Origin of the sequence: Agromyces terreus (genome assembly GCF_009749465.1) — a bacterium.
Lineage (GTDB): Bacteria > Actinomycetota > Actinomycetes > Actinomycetales > Microbacteriaceae > Agromyces > Agromyces terreus.
In genome coordinates this window covers 775,802-789,644 of the sequence record NZ_WBIS01000002.1, presented here as the reverse complement: position 1 = coordinate 789,644, position 13,843 = coordinate 775,802, and the positions used below count along the sequence as shown (strand labels likewise).

The window sequence follows — 13,843 nt, the reverse complement described above, 5'->3', positions numbered from 1 at the left end:
GCCGCGGGCGCCTGCGCCGCGGGCGCCTGCGCCGCGGGCGCCGCGGGCCCCTGAACCCCGGATCCCGGTGCCGCAGCCTGCGCCGCGGAAGCCGGAACCGCCTGCGCCGCGCCGCCGAAGCGCGCATCGAACGACGGACGCCCGGCCGAACCCGAGGAAGGGGCCGACGACGGCGCCGCCGCGGCATCCGGAGCCATCGCGCTGCCCGCCTGCATGGCCTGGGCGGCCTCCCGCTCGCGAAGCTCCCGACGGGTCAGTGGTCGCCCGGACCGCAGGGGATCCTGAGTGCCTGGCGTGGAGTCGTCGGGCACGAGGGGGGACTCGAGCACGTGGGGGAACTTTCGATGAACGAACGGGGGAACGGAGGTGAACATCGACGACTGGCGCCGCGATAACGGATTGGTAAAGCGTATATCGATCGCATCGTTCGCGCCATGCGTCTGGGCATCGGATCCGTCGTCGTGGGGCATCGGGACGACGCGTTCCGAACGGATGCCTCCGCCACGACGCACGCATGCCCGCCCGGAGTCCGCCGCCCACGCGGCCCGACGCCGGATCGCCGCGGCGCCGACGGCGCGACCCGCCCGGTCGACGGCCCACCTGAGAGAGTCCTGCGAGTCCGCGCCCTCAGGCGAGGTGAGCGGGCAGGCCGCCGCCCCGTCAGGCGTCGACGCCCGAGCGCCGCAGCAGGTCGGCGAACGCGTCGTAGAGGTCGGGCGCGGCGGCGATCAGGAGTTCGGCGTCCTCGCGTCCGCCGCGCGGCCCGCCGACCCTGGCGCCGGCCTCGCGCGCGATGAGTCCGCCCGCGGCGTGGTCCCACACGTTGAGCCCGCGCTCGTAGAAGGCGTCGATGCGTCCGGCCGCGAGCCCCGCGAGGTCGAGCGCCGCCGACCCCATGCGCCGGATGTCGCGGACCTCGGGCAGCACGCCCGTGAGCACGTCGGCCTGCGCCCGCCGCACCTCGGCCGCGTAGCCGAACCCGGTCGCGACGAGCGCCTGCCCGAGCGGAACGCCCGTGTTCACGGCGAGCGGCTGCCCCATCGATCGCGCTCCCCCGCCGCGGCTCGCCTCGAACAGCTCCCCGGTGACCGGGTTCACGACGACGCCGGCGAGCGCGACGCCGGCGGGCTCTGCGGAATCGGCGCGCCCCGAGGCATCCGCCCCCGTGTGCTCGGCCACGGCGATGCTGACCGACCACGACGGGATGCCGTAGAGGAAGTTCACGGTGCCGTCGATCGGGTCGACGATCCAGTCGAGCCCGCTCGTGCCGATGCGGGTCGCGTCTTCCTCGCCCACGATGCCGTCATCGGGGCGCGCTTCGAGGATCATCGAGCGGATCAGCGTCTCGGTGTCGCGATCGACCGCGGTCACCACGTCGGTCGGCGTCGACTTCGTCGCGGCGACGCTGACGCCCGCGCGGCGCGCCTCCAGCGCGAACTCCGACGCCCGCACGGCGATGTCGCGGGCGAGGGCGAGCAGATCTGCGGATGCCGCGGGCGAGGTCATGCTCCAACGCTACGCGGAGCCCGGCCCGCCGTCATCCCGTCCGCGGCCGGGCTGCGTGACCTTCGGCCGAGCCCGGCGGACCCTCGGGAGCCGCCTCGCCCGAGGCATCCGGGAACACGAAAGCCCCGGTCGATCGGAGGATCTGCCGGGGCTCATCGTGGCGAGTGAGGGATTCGAACCCCCGAAGTCGATGACAGCTGATTTACAGTCAGATCCCTTTGGCCGCTTGGGTAACTCGCCAGTCGCACCCGACCGCGTTCTGCACACAACCGGGGGCCTGTCAAGGATACCCGGCGGGTGGCGTGTCGTGAAATCGAGGCCCAGAGCGGATGCCTCGGAGCCGATCGCGCCCGCCCGAACGGCTCTCCGGCGCCGCGTCGTCGCCGCTACTGCGAGCGCCACCACGGCATCTCGGCCGTGGCGTTGTGGTCCTCGAGGGGGAACTCCGCCGTGTCGCCCGTCTCGAACTTCGGGCCCGGCGGCGCCGGCTGCACGGCGGCCGCAGCGGCAGCGGCCGCAGCCGCCGCAGCCGCCGCCTGCGCCACGGCCTCGCGCTCACGGCGCTCGTCCTCCGCGCGCCATGCCGCCGAGGACCCGCGCAGACCCGCCCGCTGGATGACGCGCTGGATCGTGAGGCCGCGCTCGTCGGGATCCGGCACGAAGCGGATGTCGCGGAGCCCCTGCTCCTGCGCGGCGGACTCGAACACGAAGTGGCCGTACCCGAGGATCCGGCCGATGAGCGGCCGGTGCACCGAGATGTCGAGGATTCGCGCCAGCGGCATCGTCGCGATGTTCTGCGTCAGGATGCCGTGCACGCGGAACACGCGCATGTTCGTGATGACGAACCGGTCCATCCGGGCCCCGAGGATGCGCCAGGACGCATGCACCACGAGGCCGAGCGCCAGCAGGAGCGGGAACCAGTACAGCTGCGACGGCATCCAGACCACGAGCATGAGGACGGGGACCGCGGCGAGCGCCTCGAGGATGGCCCCCGCGACCGCCGCCCAGTGCTTGCGCACCTCGTCGACGACGAACTCGCCCTCGTCGGCGATGAGATGTCGCTCGACGCGCGGATCGAGACCGGGCACGCCCATGCGACTACGACGCGAGCGAACTGAAGAACTGACCGATCGCCTCGGTCGCGGTGAACACGGCGCCGAACGCGCCCTGGACGATGTTCGCGGCCTCGGTCGGACGGGTGATCACGTAGAACACGGCGAACACGACGACGGCGGCGAGCAGGATTCGTTTGACCCACTTCACGTACGGGATTCCCTTCGAGTGCGGTGGTGGGTCGGTCGCAGCTCCCCCCGAACGCGGGCCGACCGTGCTTTTCTACCCTAGGCAGGCGCGCCGGGCAACGCGCCACGCAGGGCGGCGCCGATAGGATGACGGGGTTCAGGCAAGCCCGGAAGGCAGGCGCGATGGCCGGCATCGAAGAGGTCGCACAGCTCGCGGGCGTGTCAACCGCGACCGTCTCGCGCGCGCTGAGCGGTCGCGGGCACGTGTCGGCCAGCTCGAAGTCGAAGGTGCTCGAGGCGGCCGCGCAGCTCGGGTACGTCGTCAGCTCGAACGCCTCGAGCCTCGCCTCCGGGCGCACCCGCAACATCGGCGTCGTGATCCCGTTCCTCAACCGGTGGTTCTTCTCCTCGGTGCTCGAGGGCGCCCAGGGTGCACTGCTCCGCCGCGGCTACGACCTTACGCTCTACAACCTCTCGGGCGACGGCGGCGAACGATCCAGCGTGTTCGAGCATTTCCTGCTCCGCCAGCGGGTCGACGCGGTCATCGCCGTGTCGCTCGAGCTCACCGAGCCCGAGGTCACCCGGCTCCACGAGCTCGGCAAACCGCTCGTCGGCGTCGGCGGGCCGATCTCGGGCGTGCGCACCCTCACCATCGACGACGTCGCCGTCGCACGCCTCGCGACCGAGCACCTGCTCGCCCTCGGCCACCGCCGCATCGCGCACATCGGCGGCGACGTCGAAAACGACCTCGACTTCCACCTGCCGACCAACCGACGCCACGGCTACGAGTACGCGCTCCGCGACGCCGGCGTCGAGGTCGACCCCCGACAGTTCGCCCCCGCCGACTTCACCATCCGGGGCGGATTCCACGCGGCGAAGCAGCTGCTCGGCGTGCCGCACGACCGCCCGACCGCGATCTTCGCGGCATCCGACGAGATGGCCATCGGCTCGATCCTCGCCGCCCGCGAGCTCGGACTCGTCGTGCCGCGCGACGTGTCGATCATCGGCATCGACGACCACGACCTGGCCGACTTCTTCGGCCTCTCGACCGTCGCGCAGTTCCCCCGCCTGCAGGGCGAGAAGGCGGTCGAGATCCTCATGGAGCAGCTCGAACCCGGCCCCGACGCGGCGGTGCCCGCGGCGACCCCCCTGCCGTTCGAGCTGCGCGTGCGCTCGTCGACCGCGACCCCGCCCGCCTGACCCCGCCGGTCGAGGAGCGAAGCGTCTCGAGACCCCACCCCCGCCGGTCGAGGAGCGAAGCGTCTCGAGACCCGACTCGAGGTCTCGAGACGGCGCTGACGCGCCTCCTCGACCGACGAGGAGCGAAGCTGCTCGAGACCCCCACGAGCCCAGCCCCGCGACATCCGCTCTGCTGCGACATCCGCTCGCTCGGTAGACTGGCCCGCATGGCTGATTCCACGTTTGACATCGTCTCCAAGGTCGACAAGATGGAGGCCGAGAACGCCGTGAACCAGGCGCGCAAAGAGGTCGAGCAGCGCTACGACTTCAAGAACGTCGGCGCCTCGGTCGAATGGAGCGGCGAGAAGGTCCTGCTGAAGGCGCAGACCGACGAGCGCGTGAAGGCGGTGCTCGAGGTCGTCGAGTCGAAGTTCATCAAGCGCGGCATCACGCTGCGCTCGCTCGACACCGGCGAGCCGTACCCGTCGGGCAAGGAGTTCCGCATCGAGATCGCGCTGAAGAACGGCATCGACAGCGAGAATGCGAAGAAGATCTCGAAGATCATCCGCGACGAGGCGCCGAAGTCGGTCAAGAGCCAGATCCAGGGCGACGAGCTGCGCGTCTCGTCGAAGAGCCGCGACGACCTGCAGGCCACGATGACCCTCCTCAAGGGCAAAGACCTCGACGTCGCGCTGCAGTTCACGAACTTCCGCTGAGCGCCACCCACACACCGCACCCCGCACCCCGCGCGCCCTGCCGCACCCCGCCTGAGTGCGGAATCGGCGCCCGAGTGCGCATCTCGGCTCACCGATTCGGCACTCAGGCGCCGAATCGGTGGCGGGTCACAGGAGCGTGCGCGGGCGGCGCACCTTCGGCAGCCCCGCACGGATGAGCCGCGCGTCGAGCACCCGCTTCTTCCACATGTCATCCCAGTCCCATCGCGCGAACCCTCGCAGCTGATGCCGCAGCTCGTCCTCGCGCAACTTCTCGCCGACGACGGCCTCGACGGCGTCGCTCGCCGTTGCCCCGAGGCCGTACTTTCCGTGGCCGTCGGCTTCGGCGCCGACGCCGTGGTCGGGCCACCAGAAGTCCACAATCGCGTGCTTCGCCGAGTCCGGCAGCCAGAACCGCTTCTGCAGCACGGGCTCCGGATACCCGAGTTCCTCGATGACGAGACGGCTGCACGTCTCGAGCGGTGACTCGGCGTGCACGGTCGCGCGCGCCAGGACCGCATCGGCCTTCGCGGAACCCGGGTACGGCTTGATCCGCTCATGCTCGCCTCGCAACAGGTCGAGGGTCGTGAGCGGATGCCGCGAGCCGGACCGCGGCGTGTGGAGCGCGGCATCCACGGCGCAGAGTGCCGCTCCGAGTGGGGCGTACCGGCACAGTTGCAGCAGGGAGTACTCGATCGAGGTGACGGCGAGACCCCCTTCGATCGTCGTCCCGACCTCCTGCGCCCGCGCTACCTCGCGCACGCCGCCGCGACGATGACCCACACCCGTGGGCGAGAGCACGAACACGTCATCGGGCCACGCGCGCACGATCGGCAGCCCCGCAAGCGCGATCGCCGAGTAGCCGGTGAAGACGGGGTTCAACCGTGTCTCGGCGACCGCCCGGACGCGGAGGACGTACTCGGCCGCGTCCCGCCGCCACTTCGGCGACGTGGGCGCCGCCCGGTCGACCGGCACGTAGACCCCCTGGCGGACCCGCCGCAGATCGCCGCGTTCGTACTCGCTCCGCAACTCGGCAAGCCTGCCCGCGGTCCGCGCGGAACGGGCGAGCACGAATCCGTGCTCGTTGACCGGGAGATTCGTCGTCATGGCGGAAGTCTCGACGATCCGCGGCATCCGGATGTCGGGACCTCGCGATCTGTGGACACGTGCCGCGAGATCCGAACCGGGGAGGTCAAGACGCTCGCCCGGGTCGCCTCCTGACGAACCGACCGCGTTCGTGTGCCTGAGTGCGGAATCGGTGCCGCCGAATCCGCACTCAGGCGCCGATTCGGGGGCGGGAGCGGGCGGGTGGGCGCGGGGCGGGCGGGCGTGGGCGCGGGCGGGCGGGCGCCGCGGGTCAGCGCCCGGGGGCGTAGCCGCGCAGCCAGCGCGTGATCGCGGCGTAGGCGGCCGTCCGCGCGGGCTCGCGCGACAGGAACACGTCGTGCAGCGCCCCGTCGATGCGCGACACGGCGATGTCGGGCCCGAGCCGGGTGGCCCGTTCGGCGATCTCGTCGACGACGAGCACGCTGTCGGAGGTGCGCATCGCCTCGTCCCATCTCGGGAGCAGCGTCGAGCGCGCCGAGAGGAGCGTGAGCGCGGGCGACCCGACGTCGATGCCCGCGGCGACGGCGGCGTGTCCGGCGAGCACCGCGGTGAGCCAGGCCGGATGCGTCGTGAATCCGCGCTCAGGCCGCCACTCGGGCGAGTAGTCCCACTCGCCGCCGAACCGGGTCGACACGGCGCGCGTGTAGAACCCGAGGTCGACGTTGGGCATCGGGCCGAGCGGGTTCACCCGGGCGCCCCACCCGATGACAGGCGCGAGCGCCTGCCGGCCGGCCTGGCTCAACTGGAACTCCAGCCACGGGCTGTTCAGCACGAGCGCCGAGGCGCGGCCGCGATTGCGCGAGGCCCAGAGGCTCAGCGTGAGCCCGCCGGTCGAGTGCCCGACGAGGATCAACGGGCGAGCGGATGCCTCGCCGCGGCCGTGCCCCATCGCCTCGAGCGCCGCCTCGAGGTCGGCGTCGTAGGCGGCGAGGTCGGTGACGAAGCCGGCGGTCTGCCCGGGGCGCAGGCTCCGCCCGTACTTGCGCAGGTCGAGGGCGTGGAACCGCGCGCCGGCCTCCGCCCAGAAGCGCGCCTGCTCGGGGTTGAAGAAGTAGTCGCTCCAGCCGTGCACGTAGAGCACGTCGGCACCGGATGCCGCGCCGCGCCGCAACCTCCACCGGAACCCGGGCGTGTACCGCACGAGCGTCGCGACGACGTCGCCCTCCTCGTCGGTGCCGAGCGGCAGGGTGAGCTGCTCGAATCCGGGCCCGAGCAGATCGGGACGCCACCCGTCGGCGGACGTGCTCTGCGGGCGGGCAGCGGTCGGCGAGGACGACGGCTCGGACACGAGACCTCCCCCCGGGGTTCGCGTCTCAGCCTATCGTCGCGAGTCCGAAGCGCGACGGGGCGTCGCCGACGAGCAGCACGGCGAGGAGGGCGCCGACGAGCATCGACGGTCCGAACGGGATCGAGCCGCGCAGCGTCACCCGCCGCATCGCGAGCGCGACGATCGAGACGACGCCGCCGACGACGAATGCGCCGAGCAGCCCGACGACCCAGGCCGACAGGCCGAACCAGCCGAGCACGAATCCGATGAGCAGCGCGAGCTTGACGTCGCCCATGCCCATCGCTCCCGGCGAGATGAGCGCGATCAACAGGTACAGGGCGAACATCGCGCCGGACCCGACCAACGCCCAGACGAACGCGATGGGCCGCCCCGAAAGCGGCGACGCGACGAGGCACAGCGCGGCGACGAGCGCGAGCGACGGGAAGACGACCGCGTTCGGCAGGCGGTGCTCCATGAGATCGACGAATGAGAGCACGGTCGCGGATGCCGCGAATGCGAGGAGTGCGGGAAGCACCCAGGCGTCGCCGAAGCGCAGGCCGATCAGGCCGAAGCAGGCGGCGGCGGTCGCGCACGCCGCGACTCGAACGGTCTGCCGCGACATCCGCCGTGGGGCGCCCTCGGGCGCGCGGAGGGACCGCTCGACCCAGGCGGCGAGGGGCCACCAGCCGAGCACGCCGCCGACGGCCGCGCACGCCGATGCGGTGAGGAGGAGCGACTCGAGCGGCACGGACGGCAGCGTAGCGGCTCGGCGGACGGCGCGATGCCGATCATGCACAGGGCGCCGGCGCCCGCCCTGCGGCATCCGCCCGCCACGCGGCATCCGCTCGCCCCGCGGCATCCGCTCGCATTCCCCTTCGAGCGCGCAACCGGCGACGAACCGGGCTACACCTCGTCGCGCGAGATCGCGACCATGTCGTCGCGGGGCACGACCTTGATGCGCACGCGGCCCTCGGCCTCGCCGAGCGAGAGCTCGTGCTGGTCGAGGCGGTGCCATCCGTCGAGGTCGGTGTAGGCGATGCCGCGGGACTCGAGCAGTTCGACGACGGACTCCTCGGACGGCGACTCGGGGGTCCACCAGTTGCCGAGGTCGTTGATGACGTGCTTGATCGTCTCCATGGCGTCGGACTTGGTGTGCCCGATGAGGCCGACGGGGCCGCGCTTGATCCAGCCGGTGGCGTAGACGCCGTACATCTGGCGCGCCTCGCCCGTGGTCTTGTCGCGCGTGAGCACCTGGCCCTCGTGGTTCGGGATCACGCCGAACTTCTTGTCGAACGGGATGCCGGGCAGCGGGGATCCGAAGTAGCCGACGGCGCGGTACACCGCCTGGATCGGCAGCTCGCGGATCTCGCCGGTGCCGACGACGCCGCCTTCGCCGTCGGGCGCGGTGCGCTCGTAGCGGATGCCGCCGACCCGACCGCTGCCGTCGTCGACGATCTCGAGCGGCTTGGCGAAGAAGTGCAGGTGCAGGCGGCGGCTCGCCTCGCCCACCGGCCGCTGCCGCCACTGCTGCAGCACCTTGTCGATGACGAAGACCTGCTTGTTGCCGGTGACCGCGGCGCGCGCGGCGTCGTCGTAGTCGAAGTCCTCGTCGTACACGATCATGTCGACGTCGCGCAGTTCGCCGAGCTCGCGCAGCTCGAGGGGCGTGAACTTGACCGAGGTGGGGCCGCGGCGGCCGAACACGTGCACGTCGGTGACGGGCGACGCGGCGAGCCCGGCGGCGACGTTGGCGGGCAGTTCGGTGACCATGAGGTCTTCGACGTGCTTGGCGAGCATGCGCGCGGTGTCGAGCGCGACGTTGCCGTTGCCGATGACGGCGACCGACTCGGCCTCGAGCGGCCAGGTGCGGGGCACGTCGGGGTGCCCGTCGAACCAGCTGACGAAGTCGGCGGCGCCGTAGGAGCCTTCGAGCTCGACGCCGGGAATGGTGAGCGACGCGTCGCGCACGGCGCCCGTCGCGAAGATCACCGCGTTGTAGTGCCGCTTGAGGTCGTCGAGGCTAAGGTCTTCGCCGAAGCGCACATTTCCGAAGATGCGGATGTCTCCGCGGTCGAGCACGTCGCGCAATGCGGTGATGATGCCCTTGATGCGGGGGTGGTCGGGCGCGACGCCGTAGCGGACGAGCCCGTAGGGCGCCGGCAGGTGGTCGAAGAGGTCGATCGAGACGTCGAAGTTGCGTTCGGCCTTCAGCAGGATGTCGGCGGCGTAGATGCCGGCCGGGCCGGCGCCGACGATCGCGAGTCGCAGCTTGGTTCTGGTCACGGTGTCGTTCCTCCCCTTCGTCGCCGACCGGTCTCCGAGAAATTCAGGAGATCGCGGCGGATGCCCCGCGCATGGCGCGCATGAGCTCGATTCTCCTGAATTCTGCCCGACGGCTGCGTTCTGCCACGCGTGCGCTCAGCTCGCCCGATCGACGACGGACTCGGCGAACCGGGTCAGCGCCTTCTTCACGGTGCCCTCGGGCAGCGGGTCGAGCGCCGCGACGGCCTCGCGCGCCCAGCGGTGCGCCTCGTCGTACGTCGCGGTGGTCGCCTCGTGCGCGCGCAGCTCGGCGACGATCGCGTCGACGGTGTCGCGCGAGGGCACGATGCGCGACGCGAGGGTGTTCGTGTCGTGCGGATCGACGGGCTCTGCGCCGTCGGCGACGGGCATCACGTCGCGCTCGATGCGCCGAAGCAGGTCGGCCGATGCCGCATCGGTCCTGGCCAGCTCGGTGAGGCGAAGCACGGGCAGCGTCACGACGCCCGCGCGCAGGTCGGTGCCCGGCACCTTGCCGGTGGTCTCGGGCTGCGGAGAGAGGTCGATGACGTCGTCGATGAGCTGGAACGCGATGCCGATCTTCTCGCCGAACTCGACGACGGGCGCCTCGTAGGCGGGATCGGCGCCCGAGAAGATGAGCCCCGACTGGGCGGCCGCCGCGATGAGCGAGCCGGTCTTGTCGGCGAGCACCTGGATGTAGTGCTCGATGGGGTCGTCGCCCTCGACCGGGCCGACGGTCTCGTGCAGCTGCCCGAGCACGAGGCGCTCGAAGGTGCCGGCCTGCATGCGGATCGCCCGCTCGCCGAGCTGGGCCATGAGCTGGCTGGCGCGCGCGAACAGGAGGTCTCCCGTGAGGATCGCGACCGAGTTGCCCCACACCGTCTGCGCGCTCGGCACGCCGCGGCGGCGCTCTGACTCGTCCATGACGTCGTCGTGGTACAGCGACCCGAGGTGCGTGATCTCGATGGCCTCGGCGGCGGTGATGACCTCGTCGGTGATGCCGGCGCCGAGCTGCGCGGTGAGCAGCGTCAGCATCGGCCGGACGCGCTTGCCCCCGGCCTGGAGCAGGTAGCGGGTCGAGGCATCCGCGATGGAGTCGGCGAAGCTGACCTCTCGGATCAGTCCCGCTTCGACCCGCTCGATGCCGTCGTCGATCGCCTTCGCCATCGCCTTGTCGGCGGATGACGCGAACAGGCGTTCGCTCAGACCCAGGTTCGCAGCGAGCGCTGAGCCGCGTCGGGCGACCGGATGGCTCGGATTCACGTTTCGAGTCTATCGGGGCGAACCTGCGAGCCACTCTCGCCCGCACGGCGTCGGCGCGCCCCGCGCATGGACGCGACGGCGAACCGGCTCAGGCGAGCGGCTTGCGCGCCCGATGCAGGGCGACGATGCCGCCCGTGAGGTTGCGCCATGCGACGTCGGTGTATCCGACGCCGCGGATCTTCGCCGCGAGCGACGGCTGGTCGGGCCAGGCGAGGATCGACTCGTTGAGGTAGTCGTAGGCGTCGTCGTTCGAGCTCGAGAGCCGCACGAGGGTCGGCATGACGTAACGCTGGTAGGCGTGGTACCCGAGGCGGATGATCGGTGCGGGCGGCTCGGAGAACTCGCACACGACGAGTCGCCCGCCGGGCTTCGTGACCCTGAGGAACTCGGCGAGCGCGAGTTCGGGCGCGTTGACGTTGCGCAGGCCGAACGAGATCGTCACCGCGTCGAACTCGTCGTCGCCGAACGGCAGCGCGGTGGCGTCGGCCTCGACGAACACGATGTTCGGAACGTGCGCCTGCCGGTTGCGGCCGACCTCGATCATGCCGGGTGAGAAGTCGGCGGCCACGACGGATGCCCCGGATGCGGCGAGGCTCGCGCTCGAGGTGCCCGTGCCCGCCGCGACGTCGAGGATGCGCTCGCCCGGCTTCGGGGCGACGGCCCGGGTGGTCGCGATGCGCCAGAGCGGGGCGTTGCCCATGGACAGCACGGTGTTCGTGCGGTCGTAGCGGGCCGCGACCCGGTCGAACATCGCCGAAACCTGGCCGGGATCCTTGCCGAGATCTGCGCGCGTCATCCTTCGATCCTAGGGCGCGGCCGCAGGGTATGCGCTGGGAAGCATGCAGTCCCGCCGGTCGAGGAGGCGCGCCGGCGCCGTCTCGAGACCCAGCGCAGGTCTCGAGACGCTGCACTCCTCGACCGGCGCTCCCACATCCGCGGACGTAGGCTGATCCGGTGACGAACACGGATGCCGCGCGCGAGCGCTCCCGGTCGCGCCTCGTGGTGCGCACCGAACCGGTCGACGAGCTCGCGCCGCTGATCCCGCGCGCCGATCCGCGGCATCCGCTGCTCTGGATGCGACGGGGCGAGGGCATCGTGGGCCTCGGCGAGACGCTGCGCATCGAGACCTCGGGCGTCGACCGCGTCGACGACGCGGCGGCCGTCTGGACCGAGCTCGCGGCCGATGCCGACGTCGACGACCGCGTCGGACTGCCGGGCACGGGCCTCGTCGCGTTCGGCGCGTTCGCGTTCGCCGACGATTCGGCCTCCACGAGCGTGCTCGTCGTGCCCGAGCTCGTGCTGGGCCGCCGCGACGGGCGCGCGTGGGTGACGCGCATCGCGCTCGCGGAGGACGCCTCCGACGACGAGCCGGGCGCTCCGAGCGGGGCGGATGCCGCGGCATCCGACCTGCTCGCGATCCCCGAGCCCGCCCCGAGGCGGCGCATTCCGCGCGTGGCATTCGAGCCCGGCGCGGTGCCGCCCGAGCGCTACGAGGCGGCCGTCGCCGAGGCGGTGGGCCGCATCGACGGCGGCGAGCTCGCCAAGGTCGTGCTCGCGCGCGAACTCGTGGGCGAGCTGCACGAGGAGGACGGGCTGCGCGCCACGATCCACCGGCTCGCCGAGGACTACCCCGACACGTGGGTGTTCGCCGTCGACGGCCTCATCGGCGCGAGCCCCGAGACCCTCGTGCGCGTCGACCACGGCACCGTGTCGGCGCGGGTCCTGGCCGGCACCTCCGCACGGGGCGCGGGCGAGGCATCCGACCGCGAACGCGCGACCGCGCTGACGGAATCGGCGAAGGACCGCGCCGAGCACGCCCTCGCCGTCGCGAGCGCCGTGAAGCGGCTGGAGCCGCACACCGCCCGCCTCGACGCCAGCCCCGAACCGTTCACGCTGCAGCTGCCGAACCTCTGGCATCTCGCGACCGATCTCAAGGGCACCCTCGGCGACGGGTCGACGGCGCTCGACCTGGTGCGGGCCGTGCATCCGACGGCGGCCGTGGCCGGCACGCCGCGACGCGTCGCACTCGACGTGCTCGCCGAGCTCGAGGGCTTCGACCGCGGGCGCTACGCGGGCCCGGTCGGTTGGGTCGACGGCGACGGCGACGGCGAATGGGCGATCGCGCTGCGCTGCGCGCAGGTCGAGGCCGACGGCACGGTGCGCGCGTATGCAGGCTGCGGCATCGTGCACGACTCGGTGCCCGCCGACGAGCTCGCCGAGACGGTCATGAAGTTCCGCCCGATCGTCGAGGCGTTCGGCGGCTGAGGCCGGGCGCCCGCGTCCCCGCCGCCGCCGGTCGAGGAGGCGCGCCGGCGCCGTCTCGAGACCCCTCACCTCCGACCCGCGGAACTCAGCTCGCCGCGAGCCTCGCCTTCTGCTCCTCGACGTCGAAGTCGGCCTTCGGCCACTCGAGGCGCATGCGCTCGAGCGCGTCGATCAGCAGGTGCTGCACGACGAGTCGCGCGTACCACTTGCGGTCGGCGGGCACGACGTACCACGGGGCATCCGGCGTCGCGGTGCGCTCGAAGGCGGCCTGGTACGCCTCGCGGTACTTCGCACCGAGCAGCCGTTCGTCGATGTCGCCCGGGTTGAACTTCCAGTGCTTGTCGGGGCGGTCGAGCCGTTCCTGCAGTCGGGCCTTCTGCTCGTCGGCCGAGATGTGGAGCATGACCTTGATGACCGTCGTGCCTGCGGCAGTGAGCTCGCGCTCGAAGACGTTGATGGCGTCGTAGCGGCGCTCGATCTCGGCGGGCGGCGCGAGCGACCGCACGCGCCCGATGAGCACGTCCTCGTAGTGCGATCGGTCGAAGACGCCGATCATGCCCGGGCCCGGCTCCTCCTTGCGGATGCGCCAGAGGAAGTCGTGGGCGAGCTCCTCCTCGGTCGGCTTCTTGAACGCGGCGAGCTGCACGCCCTGCGGGTCGACGGCCCCCATCACGTGCTTGACGATGCCGCCCTTGCCGGCCGTGTCCATGGCCTGCAGCACGAGCAGGATGCGCCGCGTGTCGCCGCCCATGCGGCTGCCGGCGAAGAGCTGCTCCTGCAGGTCGGCGAGCTTCGGGATCCCGGCGGCGAGCGCCCTGGCGCCCTGCGCCTTGCCGCCGTCGAAGCCCGGGTGCGCGCCGGGATCGACCTCGTCGAGCCGGAATCCCTCCCCCACTCGCAGGAGTTCGATCGGATCGGCGGTCCAGTGCGATGCGTGGTTCATGCGGCTCCCCAACGCGCGACGCGACGTCGCGCAGGCCTCCATCCTGTCGGGCGGGCGGATGCCGCGGCAAGGGCTCCGA

The 13,843-nt window shown here is 71.9% G+C and carries 13 protein-coding genes, 1 tRNA gene and 1 pseudogene; 3 read left to right on the top strand and 12 right to left on the bottom strand.

Annotation, left to right across the window (positions count from 1 at the left end):
• From GQQ92_RS16795 to GQQ92_RS16530, 5 genes and pseudogenes are all read right to left on the bottom strand, one after another.
• Nucleotides 1-470: pseudogene (locus GQQ92_RS16795) on the bottom strand (hypothetical protein); the annotation flags it as partial.
• A gap of 190 nt (nt 471-660) precedes the next feature.
• Entirely contained in the window at nt 661-1,506 is an 846-nt protein-coding gene (locus GQQ92_RS08600) for an inositol monophosphatase family protein (protein WP_156998780.1), read from the bottom strand.
• Nucleotides 1,507-1,664: 158 nt separating this feature from the next.
• A tRNA-Tyr gene (locus tag GQQ92_RS08595) sits at nt 1,665-1,746 on the bottom strand.
• A 146-nt stretch (nt 1,747-1,892) separates the two neighbouring features.
• On the bottom strand, nt 1,893-2,594 hold the full coding sequence (locus GQQ92_RS08590; protein WP_197738151.1) for a PH domain-containing protein: 702 nt from the start codon (nt 2,592-2,594) through the stop codon (nt 1,893-1,895).
• 10 nt (nt 2,595-2,604) lie between these two features.
• Nucleotides 2,605-2,769: a hypothetical protein gene (locus tag GQQ92_RS16530; protein ID WP_197738150.1), complete on the bottom strand. Its 165-nt coding sequence runs from the start codon at nt 2,767-2,769 to the stop codon at nt 2,605-2,607.
• A 161-nt stretch (nt 2,770-2,930) separates the two neighbouring features.
• Here GQQ92_RS16530 and GQQ92_RS08585 point away from each other — a divergent pair, with 161 nt between their 5' ends.
• Both GQQ92_RS08585 and GQQ92_RS08580 read left to right on the top strand, forming a co-directional pair.
• Nucleotides 2,931-3,947 carry a LacI family DNA-binding transcriptional regulator gene (locus GQQ92_RS08585; protein WP_156998778.1) on the top strand — a complete coding sequence of 339 codons (1,017 nt, stop codon included), beginning with the start codon at nt 2,931-2,933 and terminating at the stop codon, nt 3,945-3,947.
• A gap of 206 nt (nt 3,948-4,153) precedes the next feature.
• A complete protein-coding gene (locus tag GQQ92_RS08580; protein WP_156998777.1) occupies nt 4,154-4,642 on the top strand; it encodes a YajQ family cyclic di-GMP-binding protein in 489 nt (162 codons plus the stop codon).
• A 126-nt stretch (nt 4,643-4,768) separates the two neighbouring features.
• Here GQQ92_RS08580 and GQQ92_RS08575 read toward each other — a convergent pair whose 3' ends face one another.
• The 6 genes from GQQ92_RS08575 to GQQ92_RS08550 all read right to left on the bottom strand — a co-directional run bounded on the left by GQQ92_RS08575 (nt 4,769) and on the right by GQQ92_RS08550 (nt 11,352).
• On the bottom strand, nt 4,769-5,746 hold the full coding sequence (locus tag GQQ92_RS08575) for a hypothetical protein (RefSeq protein WP_156998776.1): 978 nt from the start codon (nt 5,744-5,746) through the stop codon (nt 4,769-4,771).
• Between the two features lie 250 nt (nt 5,747-5,996).
• Nucleotides 5,997-7,034, bottom strand: a complete 1,038-nt coding sequence (locus GQQ92_RS08570) for an alpha/beta hydrolase (RefSeq protein WP_156998775.1) — start codon at nt 7,032-7,034, stop codon at nt 5,997-5,999.
• A gap of 25 nt (nt 7,035-7,059) precedes the next feature.
• On the bottom strand, nt 7,060-7,761 hold the full coding sequence (locus GQQ92_RS08565) for a prepilin peptidase (RefSeq protein WP_197738149.1): 702 nt from the start codon (nt 7,759-7,761) through the stop codon (nt 7,060-7,062).
• A 155-nt stretch (nt 7,762-7,916) separates the two neighbouring features.
• Nucleotides 7,917-9,296, bottom strand: a complete 1,380-nt coding sequence (locus GQQ92_RS08560; RefSeq protein ID WP_156998773.1) for an FAD-dependent oxidoreductase — start codon at nt 9,294-9,296, stop codon at nt 7,917-7,919.
• A 135-nt stretch (nt 9,297-9,431) separates the two neighbouring features.
• Entirely contained in the window at nt 9,432-10,556 is a 1,125-nt protein-coding gene (locus GQQ92_RS08555) for a polyprenyl synthetase family protein (protein WP_156998772.1), read from the bottom strand.
• A gap of 88 nt (nt 10,557-10,644) precedes the next feature.
• On the bottom strand, nt 10,645-11,352 hold the full coding sequence (locus tag GQQ92_RS08550) for a class I SAM-dependent methyltransferase (RefSeq protein ID WP_156998771.1): 708 nt from the start codon (nt 11,350-11,352) through the stop codon (nt 10,645-10,647).
• A gap of 158 nt (nt 11,353-11,510) precedes the next feature.
• Between GQQ92_RS08550 and GQQ92_RS08545 the strand changes: the two genes are divergently transcribed.
• Nucleotides 11,511-12,821 carry an isochorismate synthase gene (locus GQQ92_RS08545; RefSeq protein WP_232057576.1) on the top strand — a complete coding sequence of 437 codons (1,311 nt, stop codon included), beginning with the start codon at nt 11,511-11,513 and terminating at the stop codon, nt 12,819-12,821.
• Between the two features lie 85 nt (nt 12,822-12,906).
• Here the strand turns inward: GQQ92_RS08545 and GQQ92_RS08540 are convergent, their stop codons facing one another.
• On the bottom strand, nt 12,907-13,764 hold the full coding sequence (locus tag GQQ92_RS08540) for a polyphosphate kinase 2 family protein (protein ID WP_156998770.1): 858 nt from the start codon (nt 13,762-13,764) through the stop codon (nt 12,907-12,909).
• Between the last annotated feature and the right edge of the window lie 79 nt (nt 13,765-13,843).

Coding starts and splice junctions, on each gene's coding strand:
- GQQ92_RS08600 (WP_156998780.1), bottom strand. CDS start 1,506: ATGACCTCGCCCGCGGCATCCGCAGATCTGCTCGCCCTCGCCCGCGAC.
- GQQ92_RS08585 (WP_156998778.1), top strand. CDS start 2,931: ATGGCCGGCATCGAAGAGGTCGCACAGCTCGCGGGCGTGTCAACCGCG.
- GQQ92_RS08580 (WP_156998777.1), top strand. CDS start 4,154: ATGGCTGATTCCACGTTTGACATCGTCTCCAAGGTCGACAAGATGGAG.
- GQQ92_RS08575 (WP_156998776.1), bottom strand. CDS start 5,746: ATGACGACGAATCTCCCGGTCAACGAGCACGGATTCGTGCTCGCCCGT.
- GQQ92_RS08550 (WP_156998771.1), bottom strand. CDS start 11,352: ATGACGCGCGCAGATCTCGGCAAGGATCCCGGCCAGGTTTCGGCGATG.
- GQQ92_RS08540 (WP_156998770.1), bottom strand. CDS start 13,764: ATGAACCACGCATCGCACTGGACCGCCGATCCGATCGAACTCCTGCGA.